We start from the raw sequence: 14223 nt of genomic DNA on the forward strand, positions 1-14223 counted from the left end.
TGTCGGGATTAATTAAAAAGGGTTTTTCCTCTTTTACTTCTATGAAAAGAGATAGCGAATCTATGCGCCTCGTTTCTTATCCTTTGTAACAACTTCAAGGCAGCAGATGTTTCCGGCAGTTTTAAAGGAGTTTTCTTCCTGGGAGAAAAAATTAATTCCTCTTTTTTTGCAAGTCCTATCAGCGGAATTTTTAATTCAGCCTTCATCATCGCATTGTAAGCCCCGTTAACCTGGCCCTTTCCTCCATCTATTAATATAAGGTCAGGAGAAGGAAGTTTTTCTTTTAAAGTCTTCGCGTATCGTCTATAAACAACCTCATATATTGCCGCTACATCATTTGGCCCTTCTATTGTTTTGATTGTAAATTTTCGATAGTTTTCTTTTGAAGGCTCTCCATTAATAAAAGTTACCATAGAGGCTACTGTTTTTGTCCCTTGCGTATTTGAAACATCAAACCCTTCTATTCTATAGGGTTTCTTATCTAACCTTAAAACCTGTTTAAGCTGATTAAGCGCCGGTTTATAGCTGGTCGCTTTACTGTTAGACAACCAAAAAGGTTTTGCCCTGGTAATTTTTTTTATTTTATAAATTTTATCCCTTATACTTGCAGCATATTCAAAATCGTGTCTATCTGAAGCCTCCTTCATTTCAGCCTCAAGGTTGTATATTGTTTTTTCAAGATTCCCTGATAAAAGTTCAACCACCGCCGAAATAATCTTTTTGTATGTCTCTTTTGATGTTTTATAAACACAAGGAGCAAGACATTTTTTAATATGAAAATTAAGACAGGGCTGCTTTCTTATTTTTAAAGGGGAAGATTTGCATTTTCTAAAAGAAAAAAGCTTTCCCACTAACTTAATAGTTTCCTTGACACTTCCTGCTTCATATGGACCAAAATAAAGAGAACCATCATCTTCTTTTGTCCTGACAAGAAACAACCGCGGCCAATCCTCGCTTATAGAAAGCTTAAGATAAGGATAACGTTTATCGTCTTTCCATTGAACATTATATTTAGGCTTATATTTTTTTATTAATTTTTGCTCTAAAAGAAGGGCCTCAAGTTCTGAAGAGGTAACAATATATTCAATGGTCTTATAGTTAGAAATTAATGATTCTGTTTTTGGAGAATCTATATTTTTTTTAAAGTAAGATGCCAAACGATTTTTTAAAGATTTTGCTTTTCCCACATAGATAACATTGCTTTCCGCATCTTTAAAAATATATATGCCTGGAAGTGAAGGGAAATCGAAGTTTTGAGTATTTATGATTGCTTCGACTGTGAATATTCGGGATTTATACTTTGACATAATAATTTAGAAAAAATCTATTCAGAGAGGCCGAGAGTTTTAATCCTCTCAGAAAAAACAGAATGCGGAACATCCAAAAATCTGCTAGCTTTGTGAGGATCGTGATTTACTTTCCACATTATCACATCTATAAATTCCTTTTCAAAAAAGCTTCTAATTTCACTTAAATTATATTTTTTAAGGGAAAAAACTTTGTTTCGTAATACATTATTAAAAGAAAAAACATCAAGCGGCAAACTTTTAAAATTTAAAACCTCAGCGCCCGGGAAACAAACAGATGCAGACTGTATTAAATCTCGCAGCTCATCATAATTTCCAGGAAAATCATAATACATTAAAAAACTTATCACTTGAGGCGAAATATATTTTATCCGCGGAGCATGTTTTATTAAGTAAGACAAAGCAATAATTGGGATATCTTCACGTCTTAAACGAAGAGGAGGCAATTCCAAGGTTTCAAAGCCAGAGAATCTTTCTTTATTGCAAACAGACAAGATTATTCTCACAGGACTTTTTTTCTCTTTTATAAAATGAGCGACACTTAAACAAAAGGCCTCAGGAATAGAATCAACACCAGAAAGAAAAATTGTTCCGGGGAAATTATTTTTATTTTCAATTCCTTCTTCCTCCGAAAAGGAGAGCAATTCTTTTAAAGTCAAGAAAAAATGCGCCTCGGAAAGATTTTTATCAAAAGAAGCGATATCTATCTTAGAAAAACGCCTGTCAGAATTTCTCCCGTGGCGGTGTAAAATTTTTGCTATAACCTCTCTGCTTATCCCTTTTTCTCCGTAAATTACAAGATCATTTGTATCAATTGCAAGTTTTTTTATCTTTTCAAGAAGTTCGCTTATAACAGGGCTAACTCCCTCCAGCCATTCTGTATCACTTAGCCCGGAAAAATCCAAATCAAAAACCTCATGAGTCTCAATGGCTTTCCCCACAGAATTTACTAAAATTTCCGAGTCAAAAGGTTTTCGCAAAAAATCCAAAACGCCAAGCTTGGTAGCTTGAACCGCAAGGGGGATGCTATTTGATGAAGAAAACATTATAACTTTATTTAATGGCAGTTTTTTGCGGAGCTCACGAAAAATCATTAATCCGTCCCTTTCTTTCAAATCAAAGTCCATTAAAATAAGCTTATACTTAGGGTTGGAAGCTTCTTGTAAAAATTTTTCTTCCGCCTCTGAGCAAGTAACATCATAAGATGAAAGAATCTCAGTTATCTGTTCAGCTAACTCCTGATCATCTTCTAATAAAAGTATTTTCTGTTTATTTTCAGACATTTTCCAATTCTCAAGTTGAATTATAGCAACTCTTATTCAATGGGTAAAGGCCTTTTAATTGACAGACAGCTTTAACCCCGATTATCCATACTCGAGTAATGTTTGACAATTTGTTAGTTATTGATTCTGGCGTGAACCCCTATTATCCTAATCGGGGGGAAGGGTATGAGTCTCCACAAAATAGATATCCCATTCTACTTTAAACGTTCCTTCCTCTTCGCCAAAACGCGAAAGAAGCCGTCTCTTGGTTAAAAGCCCTTTATTCCTAACTTCCAAGGGATTCTGTCCTCCTATATTTTTCAGATAACTAAAAAAAGAGAAAACATCTCTATACTCTTTCACAATTATTTTCTCTTCAAGCTTTACTTTATTAAAATATTTATTCAAGCATCTTTCAAGCTCAATTTTTGAAGGGAATTTATTTACAGAGAGGCCGACTCTTCTGATATTGTTAAAAGTGGCAGGGCCAAAGGTAGTAAAAAAGAAAGCCCCGTCTTTCTTTAAAAAAGAAGGAATCTTAGAAAAGACCTTTTTATAATCCATCCACTGAAAAGAAGCATTTGCAACAACCAAATCAAACTGCTTATTTTTAAAAGACAAAGACTCCCCATCCTCCACATAAAAAGAGACATTCTCATTTTTTATTCTTGAAGAAGCAATTTCAATCATCCCCGGGGCAATATCAATCCCTACAATTTTGGCAGAAGGAAATCTGCTTGAAAGGATAGACGCCAATCTTCCCGTTCCGCAACCGATATCTAAAATATGCTTATAATCATCACGGCAAAAAATCTTTTTAAGAAGCATCTCCATCATTTCAAGCTGTACATCAGCGCACTGATCATAAGTTAAAGCGCTTTTTGAAAAATTATCTCTTATCTTATCTTTATCCATAATCTGTTAAATATTATGACACAAACCCTGAGCATTCCAGGAAAACACGGCAGTCTTGTTATGTAAGTCTTATCTCTACAGACTTTTTATGGGCATCTAAACCTTCAACACCAGCAAGCATTACAACATCATCGCGGATTTTTGCGAGGGCTCTTTTAGAGTATTTCAATACACTCTGCTTCTTAATAAAATCATAAACGCCAAGAGGAGATGAAAATCTGGCTGTTGTATAAGTAGGCAAAACATGATTAGGCCCCGCACCATAATCTCCAATCGCCACAGGGGAAAATTCCCCAACAAAAACTGCCCCCGAATTTTTTATTCCAGTTAAAAACTTGTCAGGCTTTGAAATAAAAAGTTCAAGATGCTCAGGCGAAATTCTATTTGCAATATCAATAGAATCTTCAATATTATTTACGACAAGAAAACACCCCTTACTTTCAATCGCTTTTCTCACAATCTCTTTGCGTAAAAGGCTATCAAACTGTTTTTTGACCTCTTGATTTACACTCTTTGCAAATTCTTCCGAATCTGTAATTAAAATAGCCTGAGCATTAGGATCATGTTCGCACTGAGCCAGCAAATCAGAGGCTATATATCTCGGATTTGCCTTTCTATCCGCTATTATTAAGACATCAGAAGGCCCCGCCAATGAGTCTATCCCAACAATAGGCGAAAGCTTGTGTTTTGCAAGTGTAACATAAATATTGCCGGGGCCTACTATTTTATCTACTTTTGGGATTGTGGCAGTACCGTAAGCTAAAGCCGCCACTGCTTGAGCCCCTCCCACCTGATAAATTTCTAAGACTCCTAATTCGTTTGCAGCGACAAGAACATGCGGATTTATCTTTGGAGGAGAGACCATCACAATCCTTTTAACTCCGGCTATTTGCGCAGGGATAACATTCATCATTACAGAAGAGGCATAAACAGCCCTCCCCCCGGGGACATAAACACCGACACTCGAAAGAGGGATATTCCTCATGCCAAAAAAAGAGCCGTCCGCGAATTTTCGCTTCCACTCTTTGGGTTCTTTCTGGTTTTCATGAAAGCTCCTTACATTTTTAACCAGTCTTTTAAAAGATTTTAAAAACGAAGGATCGATCTCTTTATAAGCAGCATTGATTATTATCTTTGAAACTTTTAAATCTGAAACAGCAAGATCAGTCTCTTTAGATTCTTCTCTCAGTTTAAGGTCAGTTTTTCCTGAAATATCCACTTGATCATATTCTTTTGTAAGTTCAATTAAAGCTTTATCCCCATCTCTCTTTACTCTATTTAAAATATCTTTAATAACAGAATCGGCACTGTAAGGCACAAAAAAACTCTCCTCAAGCCTTTTTAGATATTTTAAAATTTCATCGCTTTTTTCAAGGATTTTAAACATTTATAATCGATCCTTTTTTGATAAGAGATTTACTTGCAAGGACAGCCCCGTTAAGTTTGCAATCATCCTCAATTTTACAATCAAAACCTACTACGCAATTCGACATTTTCACATTTTTTCCGATATGCGCCCCCCTCCAGACAATGCACCTCTCTAGAGTAGAATGCTCGCCAATTTCAACCTTTTCGCCAATAACTGTATAATCTTTCAACGCAACTCCACTGTTTAATTTGACTCTGTCCCCAATCAAAACCGAACCAAAAATTTTAACCGCCTCACCAAAAGAGACATTCTCTCCCAGCCAATATCCTTCCTGATGTCTTGTTCCAAAAATACGAACGGAGACCTCCCCTCTTAAAATGTCTTCATGAGCACGAATATATTTTTCAGTATTACCAATATCCATCCAGTAACGATCCGACAAAAATCCATATATCGCAGCTCCCTCACAAAGGAGCTTAGGGAAAAGATCGTGCTCAAACATATATAATTTGTTTTTGGGAACATCATTAAAAATAGAAGGGGCTAAAACATATAAACCCGCGTTAATCTCTCTGCAATCAACGCCCTCAAGCATGCTCCAAGTCGGTTTTTCAATAAACTGCTTGATCTTTCTCTCTTTATCAGTTAGCACAAGACCATAGGCTGTAGGATCATCGACAGATGTCAATGTCAATGTAACTTTTGATTTCCTTGAAATATGAAAATCTAAAACCTTAGAAATATTTATATCTGTTAAAATATCCCCGTTAAAAACAACCAAAGGTTCATCCCCAAAAAATTCTTCAGCATTTTTAACCGCCCCAGCCGTTCCCAAAGGATCTTTTTCTACACAATAGTATAGTTTAACGCCATACTCCGAACCGTTGCCAAGGATATGCTTTATAGCCTCGGACATATAGTGCAAACTTAAAATAATATCAGTTATGCCATGCTGTTTAAAAAGTTCTATCTGATGAACAATAAAAGGCCTGTTTACAACAGAAACAATCGGTTTTGGCATATCATAAGTCAATGGTCTAAGTCTCGTGCCAAGCCCCCCCGCAATAATTACGGCTTTTGCCCTACTCATTCTGCATATCCTTTTTAAATGCAGAAATAACCTCAATAGGGGTCGGATCCACCCCTTCTAAAACGGCAGAGTAGACACTTAAAATGTCAATATAAAATATTAAAGATAAACTTTTTTCAATCTTTGATTTTCCCAAACTATCTATCTGTAAAATCGAGGAGTTTCCAAATTTATCTTTCCATAAACGCTCCACAGCATCAAGCCTCTTCTTGACTGGAAAAAGCTCATCGCCTCTTCTTAATAATATTGCGACAAATTTATTTTTCTCTGGCAAAATGGCAAAAATACTCCCTATTTCATTATGATTCATTTCCGGCAAGACGGAATAAATTGCCAGTTTTTTGCCGTTTTCATTAAATTGCCCCTTGAGCCTTAAGCCACATGCGGCCGTATACATACTTGAAGTACAAATTAAAGGGAGCTTTCCTTTAATCATTTTTGCTTGCCGCTTTGCAATATTATCCTTTTCTAAAACATCATGCCCAATACTCTCTTTAAGTTTAATTAAAATATCTATTGAGCTGTTAAGATTTTCTTTTTGCATAGGAATACAGCCTAAAAATTCAAAAAGTCTGACAAGAAAAACAAATATAAAATAAAAAGCCGCACGAGGAACAAAATCTTCCGGAAGAGATAAGAAAAGATACTTTTTCTTTTCTGCCAGTTCTTTTAATTTTCCGCCGCTGCTTACGCAAATGATTCTCATCCCTCTCTCTTCCGCAACCTTTAAAGATGCCAATGTCTCTTGTGTATTTCCGGAATAACTTATGGCAATAAAAAGATTTTTTTTATCAAGAAAGCCGGGAATATCATAACCGCGATTTATATATATCTTTTTGTCCGATTCTGAAGCAAACAGATCAAAAATAATATCTCCCGCAATAGCAGACCCACCCATGCCGGAGATCACAACCCCATCAAAAAACTCAAGATCTTTATCAACTCCAAAAAGTTGCGATGAGACGGAATTAATCGCAGAAGAAATCTGATTTGGCGCGTCTTCAATATTAAAGAGCATCCCGCTTTTATCTATCTTTTTTATATGTTTTAAATCATCAAGTAAAAGCATTATTTAAATAAGCCCTTTCAAAACTTTTACCGCCTTATCAAGCTGGAGGTCAGAGCCAGTCTCTTCGAGTAGTTTTAATTTTGCTTCCTCGGTTGGCAACTTAATCTCAACATCAGGAATAATCCCTTTTTTAGTAATATCTTTCCCGCTTGGCGTAAGATATTTTGCAATAGTTAAAAGAATAGCCGAATTATCCTGCAACATTCTGACGCTTTGAACAGAAGCCTTTCCAAAAGAGTTGGTTCCGACAATTGTAGCAATTTTATTGTCCTGCAAAGCGCCTGCCAAGATTTCCGAGGCCGATGCTGAAGACTCATCAATTAATACAACAATAGGATTTACCCAAATAACATCTCCCGTTGAATATTGAATTTCATTCATTCCATTCCTGTCTACAGTCTGAACAATAGCCCCCGAACGAATAAACATACTCCCTATTTCAATCGCATTTTCCAGAAGCCCGCCGCCATTCCCCCTTAAATCCAAAATCAACCCTTTTGCATTATCCTTTTTGACGCTATTAATTGCTTTTTTAAATTCAGCGGGAGCTCCCTGTTTTTCAAAAGTATTAAGTTTTATATAGGCTATATCATCTTGCATCATTTTAAACTCTACGCTTTTTATGAGAATTTCGCTTCTTTTTATCACAAAATCTTTTGGCTCATCAAATCCTTTACGCATCACAGAAAGTTTTACTCTTGTCCCCTTCTTCCCCCTTATTAGGGAAACAGCCTCCTCAAGCGCCATGTCTTTAGTAGGTTTATCATCAATTTTAACTATCAAATCCTTTGGTTTTAACCCCTTTTCTTCTGCCGGTGTTCCAGCTATAGGAGAGATGACAATTAATTGATGCTCTTTCATCCCTATATATATGCCTATTCCGCTATAACTCCCTTTCATCCTCATGCGCATTTCGGAATAAGCAGTTGGCTCTAAAAATCTTGAATAAGGATCATCTAAAGAAGTTAACATTCCACGAATAGCCCCATAAACTAATTTTGTGTTATCAACATCTTTCTCAACATATTGAGTTTTAATTACGCTGAGAACCTGAAGAAAAACTTCCAGTTTTTTCTCCAAATCATCGTTCGCCCTGCTTTTTCCGTATAAAAACCCAACAGAAAAAATAAAAATCGCCAAAATAATTACCGCAAAAAAACGTTTTGATTTCCCCTTCATTTTTTATATCTCCTTTTTATTTAGGGCAAAAAAACTCTTGGATTTTTTGGCTTGCCTTTAATTCTGACTTCAAAATGCAAATGAGGCCCTGTCGAATAACCGGTACTTCCAACCAATCCTATTATTTGTCCTTTTTTAACACGATCCCCAACTTTCATATACAAGCGAGACATATGGCCATAAACAGTAGACATGTCTTTGCCATGATTAATTACTATAGCTTTGCCATATCCATTCCACCAGCCAGCAAGTATAATCTCTCCGCTGTCTGCCGCTCTAATTACCTCTCCATAAGGGGCAGCAATATCCATTCCGGTGTGAAAGTCCTTCCTTCTCCAAAGAGGATGTGCCCTGTAGCCAAATACTGAAGTAATTCTACCACGCAAAGGCCAATCAAGTGAACCAGTACCTTTTTGGGCGGCGCCTGCCCCCCCCGATGTCTTCGCAAGTATTTCCTTTTCTAATTGAGCGGAACTTGCTTCAAGTTCTGCAACCTGTTTTTCATAGGTTTTTCGTCTCTCTTGTAACGAGAGATGAAGATTGTTTATCTCTTTTGCCTGCGCTAAGATTTTTTCTTTTTCATTTGATATTTCTGAGGCAAGCCCTCTAATCTGTTCCGTGGTATCCGCAAGTTTCACTTTTTTATCTCGAAGATAAGAAAAACTTGTAGAAATATTTTTAACAAGGCCTCCGTCAAGCTCCACGATTTTCGAAAAAAAATAAAACCGATTAATAAAATCAGCCATGCTTCTGGCAGAAAAAAGAAGTTCAAGATAATTTACAGAGCTGTTTTTATATACTTCAACAATACGTTTTTTAAACCTTATCCTCTTAATCTCCAGATCTTGGCGGGTAGTTTCAAGGTCTGAAACCAGTTTGTCCAGTTTCTGTTTATTAAGACTTATCTTCTCATTAGCGCGTTTTAAATTTTGTTTTGTGCGATCTAATTTTTTCTTGGTAACAACAAGATTATAAAGAGCATTCTGTTCTTTTTTCCTTGTCTCTTCCAGCTTCTCTTGTTTTTCTTTAAGTTTCCTGTTGATCTCTTCAAGTTTCTTCTCTTTAATTGTTTTTTCCGAAGTAGAAGTCAAATTCACTTCTGACTCAGAAAAAGAAGGGACTACAAAAGAAAAGATTAGAACCAAACACAAAATCACACGGAAAATCATTTAAAGATTTTAACATAGCAAAAATCGCATTACAAGGCAAAGGACTCGGCTCCCATGAAAAATCTGCCCTGGCCTGCAATTTCAAGTGAATATCAACGATATATAGTGGGATCTGTTGCAAAATAGTCATTCCCGTGTCGTAAACAAGATGGATCCCCGCTTTCGCGGGGATGACAAATTGCAAAAACTATCATTACACGATAAACCCAAAAAGGAAAATTAAGTTATGGTTTTTCAAATAGAAAAAAGACACTCTCAAAGGATGCTCCCCCATTATAATATGGGAACAAGAAGTGTCCCCCTGCGGAAGGAAACAAATTATTCTGCAGATGATCAACGACTGCTAAAAGAGCTTAAGGGGCAAGGGGCTATAAATTCAAAATCCATTTTATTGAAAAAAATCACAAAACTAATGACAGAAAACCCTGATGCTTTTGCAAATTTAAAAATACGCGAACTCTCTCACGGAGAAAGTATAAGAAATTTTTTATCGGTTGAAGAAAACAGAATGTTAGTCAGAAATATATTAATCTGGCGGTTTAGTGAAATTCCAACAACAGTGACAAGCGCAACAACCCCGGTGACAGACGACCCTTTGGTCTTAAGTACTCTAAAATGGGCGGGAATCCGCGTCATAGAAACAATGGAAAGAGAAATTCGACAAATTGACGATCTCTTAAGTAGCAGCAGAATTTCTCCCGCAAACAGAAAAAAACTCGAAGCTTATCGACTAGCGCTAATTAACGCAGCAACCGAATTTTCAAGACAGAGCTCTACCCCTTTTGAACCTTTAAGAGAAGAGCAGCTATTAAAGAAAGAAATAATTCAATCCGGGTACATGGGAATGCTCGTCGAAATCGGCGCGGGGACTGAAATAGCTAGGAGTGTTTTTTCTGATGGGGGTACCTCAAGATATATATCAAGTACTGCCTCACTTTATAATCAAGCAGATAGAGACCGATTTCTTGAGCAGGCGACAAATTATCCTTCAGTCTCTTCAGACATGGCGTTGGCATTAGCAAAAAAAGCCATGGGAAATGCGGCAAAAACGAAAAAGGACGGAGCGGTTTTTGGCCTTGCTTTAACAGGGGCGACACAAACAGATAGAACACGTAAGGGACAAGATCATTTTTACTTGGCATTATGCGGGACAGGAAAGCCCGATGTTATAATCCACGGCGTTTATCAAAATCAAGAGAGACAAAACCAGCAGATTGCCACAGGGAGATTCGGCCTAGCCTCTCTCCATCAATTTTTAACACGGGAACCCTTTTCCATAGAGAATATAAAAGCCGCGACTTCCGGGCTAATTTCGATAGACCAGATATTTGTTGAAACAGATTCGACGTTTGATCATATCTGCAGAAATATAAGACTTGTTCAAACAGGACTTTCAGATCTTGTCCTGTTTTCCTCAAATGGACTGGTTCAAGATATTCCGTCAATGACCCGTGAAAAAAAAGAGATCTTTTTATATAAAGGCTCTTTTAATCCACCGACAACAGGCCATATAGAGGTTTTAGAAAAAGCTTTAAATCTAAGCGGGCAGGCAGAAGTTTTATCTTTACCTGAGATATCAACAACCATCGTCTCAAAAGGAGAGGCAACTTTAGAAAATATGGCGCATCGCATTTCCATGTTTAATCTTCTTGGATATCCTGTTCTGGTTACCAATCAAACACGCTTCTTCAGTTTAGCCGAACTGCTCAGAACAAAATCGCAGGGGAAACTCACCTTCCTTTGCGGAATGGACACACTGGTTAGAATAATGGAACCGGCATATTACGCAGATTTGCACGGAAAGGCCTTTGAGGCAATTGAAAGACTATTTAAAGATAACACATCTTTATGGGTCGCGGACAGGTTTGATAAAACAAGAGGCTGGTGTACAGTCAGACAATTTTTAAATTCCGCGGAAAGCGGCCCTCTCAGGGGCTATGTAACAGGAAGCATAAAGAGACTAAAGGTTAGGGTGGCAAGCGCGTCAAGCGAAGAAAGAGAAAAGATAGGAAGAGGAGAAGAACCCTCTCATATCTCAGCAACAGTTAGAGAGTATATAAAAACTCACAGTCTATACAGCTAATCAAAATAGAAAGCCCGTAATTTCAAAAATCCAAAGTTCTTAGGGCGGAAAGATAATCTTTTAAGATCAAAACTCTCTCTTCATATTCCTGAAGTTTTGTCTTCTCTTTTTGGATAGAACCTTCTGTAGCGTTTTTTATGAAATTCTCATTTCCCAGTCTCTCTTCAATCTTTTTTATTTGAATAAGAAGAGACTCAAAATCTTTTTGCAAGCGTCCACTCTCTTTATCGAAATCAATTAACCCGTAAAGAGGGATACCAAACTCAATCTCTCCTGATTTTACCGTAACCGTATTCTTAGGATATGTTTTTAAGTTTTCAACAGAAGAAACTTTCGCAATCGGTTTTAGATGGGCTGCCAATCTTTCATCAATTACGATATCTCCCCCTGCTATTGTAATCAGTCGAATCTCTTTGCTGTGTGGAATATTTAATGTTCCTCGTAAATTTCTAATCACCCGTACTAATTCTATAAATTTATTCATCTCTTTTTCCACAGAATCATTAACAAGCTTTTCATCCGCAACAGGCCAGCTTTGAAGCATTAAGGATTCTTCGGGCTTAGGAATCCCCCTTCTGTGTAAAATCTGATAAATCTCTTCTGTTTCAAATGGCATAAAAGGATGAAGAAGTTTTAATATCCCTTCTAAAACCAAAATGAGGAGAGATTGAACTGTCTCTTTTTTCTTTTGATCTTCTCCGTAAAGTCGTACCTTTGCAAGTTCAACATACCAGTCACAAAATTCCGACCATATAAAATCATAAAGAAGCTTTGACGCCTCCCCTATCTGATAACTATCAAGATATACTGTAGTCTGGCTTATAACCCTATTAAATTTTGATAAAATCCACTTATCTGCCAATTCTAAAGATTGTGGCTGCAATCTGTTGTCTGTCGTCTGTGGTCTGTCATCTGTCCCCATTAAAACAAACCTGCTCACATTCCAGATTTTATTCGCAAAGTTTCGGGCTTCTGTAATTTTTTCCTCTGCAAGTTTAATATCCTGCCCACCGCCTGTGGCCAAAGAAGTAAGCGCAAACCTTAAAGCATCAGCTCCGGCATGCTCTATAACTTCAAGAGGATCTATCACATTGCCAAGAGACTTACTCATCTTTTTTCCGGTAACATCCCGAATTAAGCCATGGATAAACACAGTACTAAAAGGCTCTTTTTTCATGAAGTGCATCCCTGTCATAATCATTCTAGAAACCCAGAAAGTGATAATGTCATAACCTGTAACCAAAACAGAGGTTGGATAATAATTTTTAAGATCATCGGTCTTGTCCGGCCAGCCCAAAGTAGAAAAGGGCCATAAGGCAGATGAAAACCAAGTGTCAAAAACATCGGGATCCTGTTCTAACTTTGTCCCTCCACATTTAGGACATTTTTCAGGCTTTACTTCAGAGACTATAATCTCTCTGCATTCATTGGACATTGGTAATTGGTCATTGGATATTTCCCTGCATGTCCACACGGGGATGCGATGCCCCCACCATAATTGTCTTGAAATACACCAATCTTTTAAATTGGTCATCCACTGAAGATAAACCTTTGCCCATCGCTCCGGCAGAAACTTTATCTTCCCCTCTTCAACAATTTGTATTGCTTTTTCTGCAAGAGGTTTTATTTTTATAAACCACTGGTCAGACAAATAAGGTTCAATAGTCGTCTTGCAACGATAACAAAGTCCAACAGAATTTTGATAATCTTCTATTTTTTCAAGGTACCCTTTCTCGGAAAGAAGCTTGACTAATTCCTCACGAGCTTTAAAACAGTCAAGGCCTTCTAAAGTATTGACCAATCCTTTTTCTTCGTCAGGAAATTCATTCAAAGTTATTTTTGCCTCGGCAGTTAAAATATTAATTTGAGGGAGATTGTGTCTTTCTCCTATTTCATAATCGTTAGGATCATGAGCAGGAGTAACTTTTACAGCTCCAGTGCCAAACGATGGATCGACAAAATCATCTTTTATAACCGGAATTTTTCGATTAACTAAAGGGAGAATAAGAGTTTTTCCTATCAAATGCTTATACCTTTCATCCTTTGGATTAACAGCAACGGCAGTATCGCCAAGCATTGTCTCCGGTCTTGTGGTAGCAACTGTAATGTATTCTTGATTTTTCTGTAAACTATCAACTGTACACTGTACACTGTATTTTATATACCACAATTTCCCACTCTTCTCCTGGTACTCCGTCTCAATATCAGATAAAGCTGTCTGGCATCTAGGACACCAATTAATAATCCTCTTCCCGCGATAGATAAGCCCTTCTTTATATAAAGAGACAAACTCTTTTGCCACTGCTTTTGATAAGCCGTCATCCATGGTAAACCGCTCACGAGTCCAATCGCAAGATGCGCCAAGCCTGCGAAGCTGCATGGTAATACGGCCGCCATATTCTTTTTTCCACTCCCAAACTTTTTCTAAGAATTTCTCGCGCCCAAGATCTTCCTTTTTCTTCCCTTCTTTTTTCAAGGCTTTTTCAACAACATTTTGCGTAGCAATCCCTGCATGGTCAGTCCCCGGGATCCAAAGGGTTTTAAACCCTTTCATTCTTTTGTATCTTATAAGGGCATCCTGCAGAGAATTATCAAGAGCGTGACCCATGTGAAGAGAGCCTGTAACATTTGGCGGAGGAATAACAATTACAAATGATTCTGCGGAAGAATTGTCATCTGGAGAAAAAAGTTTGTTTTCTTCCCAAAATTTATACCATTTCTGTTCAACAGCTTTCGGATCATAGGCTTTTGGAAGTTCACTCATATGTTAATATTAACAT

The 14223-nt window shown here is 37.2% G+C and carries 10 protein-coding genes; 1 reads left to right on the forward strand and 9 read right to left on the reverse strand.

The features are described 5' to 3' along the window. Positions 1–8 precede the first annotated feature (8 nt). From A2290_01555 to A2290_01590, 8 genes are all read right to left on the reverse strand, one after another. Positions 9–1268 carry a hypothetical protein gene (locus A2290_01555; GenBank protein OGC15028.1) on the reverse strand — a complete coding sequence of 420 codons (1260 nt, stop codon included), beginning with the start codon at positions 1266–1268 and terminating at the stop codon, positions 9–11. Between the two features lie 56 nt (positions 1269–1324). Then, positions 1325–2590, reverse strand: a complete 1266-nt coding sequence (locus A2290_01560; protein OGC14995.1) for a hypothetical protein — start codon at positions 2588–2590, stop codon at positions 1325–1327. A gap of 147 nt (positions 2591–2737) precedes the next feature. Next, complete coding sequence (locus A2290_01565) at positions 2738–3484, reverse strand: hypothetical protein (GenBank protein ID OGC14996.1); 747 nt, start codon at positions 3482–3484, stop codon at positions 2738–2740. Positions 3485–3542: 58 nt separating this feature from the next. Continuing rightward, positions 3543–4802, reverse strand: coding sequence for a histidinol dehydrogenase (locus tag A2290_01570; GenBank protein ID OGC15029.1), 1260 nt, complete (start codon positions 4800–4802; stop codon positions 3543–3545). Positions 4803–4863: 61 nt separating this feature from the next. Further along, positions 4864–5943 (reverse strand): hypothetical protein, encoded by a 1080-nt coding sequence (locus A2290_01575; GenBank protein OGC14997.1) that lies wholly within the window; start codon positions 5941–5943, stop codon positions 4864–4866. Beyond that, complete coding sequence (locus tag A2290_01580) at positions 5936–7012, reverse strand: bifunctional phosphoglucose/phosphomannose isomerase (GenBank protein OGC14998.1); 1077 nt, start codon at positions 7010–7012, stop codon at positions 5936–5938. The genes A2290_01575 and A2290_01580 overlap by 8 nt, the downstream gene beginning before the upstream one ends. 3 nt (positions 7013–7015) lie before the next feature. Continuing rightward, positions 7016–8191, reverse strand: coding sequence for a hypothetical protein (locus A2290_01585; GenBank protein OGC14999.1), 1176 nt, complete (start codon positions 8189–8191; stop codon positions 7016–7018). 20 nt (positions 8192–8211) lie between these two features. After that, positions 8212–9360: a hypothetical protein gene (locus tag A2290_01590; protein ID OGC15000.1), complete on the reverse strand. Its 1149-nt coding sequence runs from the start codon at positions 9358–9360 to the stop codon at positions 8212–8214. Between the two features lie 226 nt (positions 9361–9586). Here A2290_01590 and A2290_01595 point away from each other — a divergent pair, with 226 nt between their 5' ends. Then, complete coding sequence (locus A2290_01595) at positions 9587–11443, forward strand: hypothetical protein (GenBank protein ID OGC15001.1); 1857 nt, start codon at positions 9587–9589, stop codon at positions 11441–11443. A gap of 22 nt (positions 11444–11465) precedes the next feature. Here A2290_01595 and A2290_01600 read toward each other — a convergent pair whose 3' ends face one another. Further along, positions 11466–14207: a valine--tRNA ligase gene (locus A2290_01600; protein ID OGC15002.1), complete on the reverse strand. Its 2742-nt coding sequence runs from the start codon at positions 14205–14207 to the stop codon at positions 11466–11468. Between the last annotated feature and the right edge of the window lie 16 nt (positions 14208–14223).

It is taken from the genome of candidate division WOR-1 bacterium RIFOXYB2_FULL_36_35, assembly GCA_001771505.1.
GTDB lineage: Bacteria > Margulisbacteria > WOR-1 > XYC2-FULL-46-14 > XYC2-FULL-37-10 > XYB2-FULL-36-35.

What these genes read in the sequence shown, in the direction of transcription:
- A2290_01585 (OGC14999.1), bottom strand. Translation starts at nt 8,191, where the DNA reads ATGAAGGGGAAATCAAAACGTTTTTTTGCGGTAATTATTTTGGCGATT.
- A2290_01600 (OGC15002.1), bottom strand. Translation starts at nt 14,207, where the DNA reads ATGAGTGAACTTCCAAAAGCCTATGATCCGAAAGCTGTTGAACAGAAA.
- A2290_01565 (OGC14996.1), bottom strand. Translation starts at nt 3,484, where the DNA reads ATGGATAAAGATAAGATAAGAGATAATTTTTCAAAAAGCGCTTTAACT.
- A2290_01590 (OGC15000.1), bottom strand. Translation starts at nt 9,360, where the DNA reads ATGATTTTCCGTGTGATTTTGTGTTTGGTTCTAATCTTTTCTTTTGTA.
- A2290_01595 (OGC15001.1), top strand. Translation starts at nt 9,587, where the DNA reads ATGGTTTTTCAAATAGAAAAAAGACACTCTCAAAGGATGCTCCCCCAT.
- A2290_01580 (OGC14998.1), bottom strand. Translation starts at nt 7,012, where the DNA reads ATGCTTTTACTTGATGATTTAAAACATATAAAAAAGATAGATAAAAGC.
- A2290_01560 (OGC14995.1), bottom strand. Translation starts at nt 2,590, where the DNA reads ATGTCTGAAAATAAACAGAAAATACTTTTATTAGAAGATGATCAGGAG.
- A2290_01575 (OGC14997.1), bottom strand. Translation starts at nt 5,943, where the DNA reads ATGAGTAGGGCAAAAGCCGTAATTATTGCGGGGGGGCTTGGCACGAGA.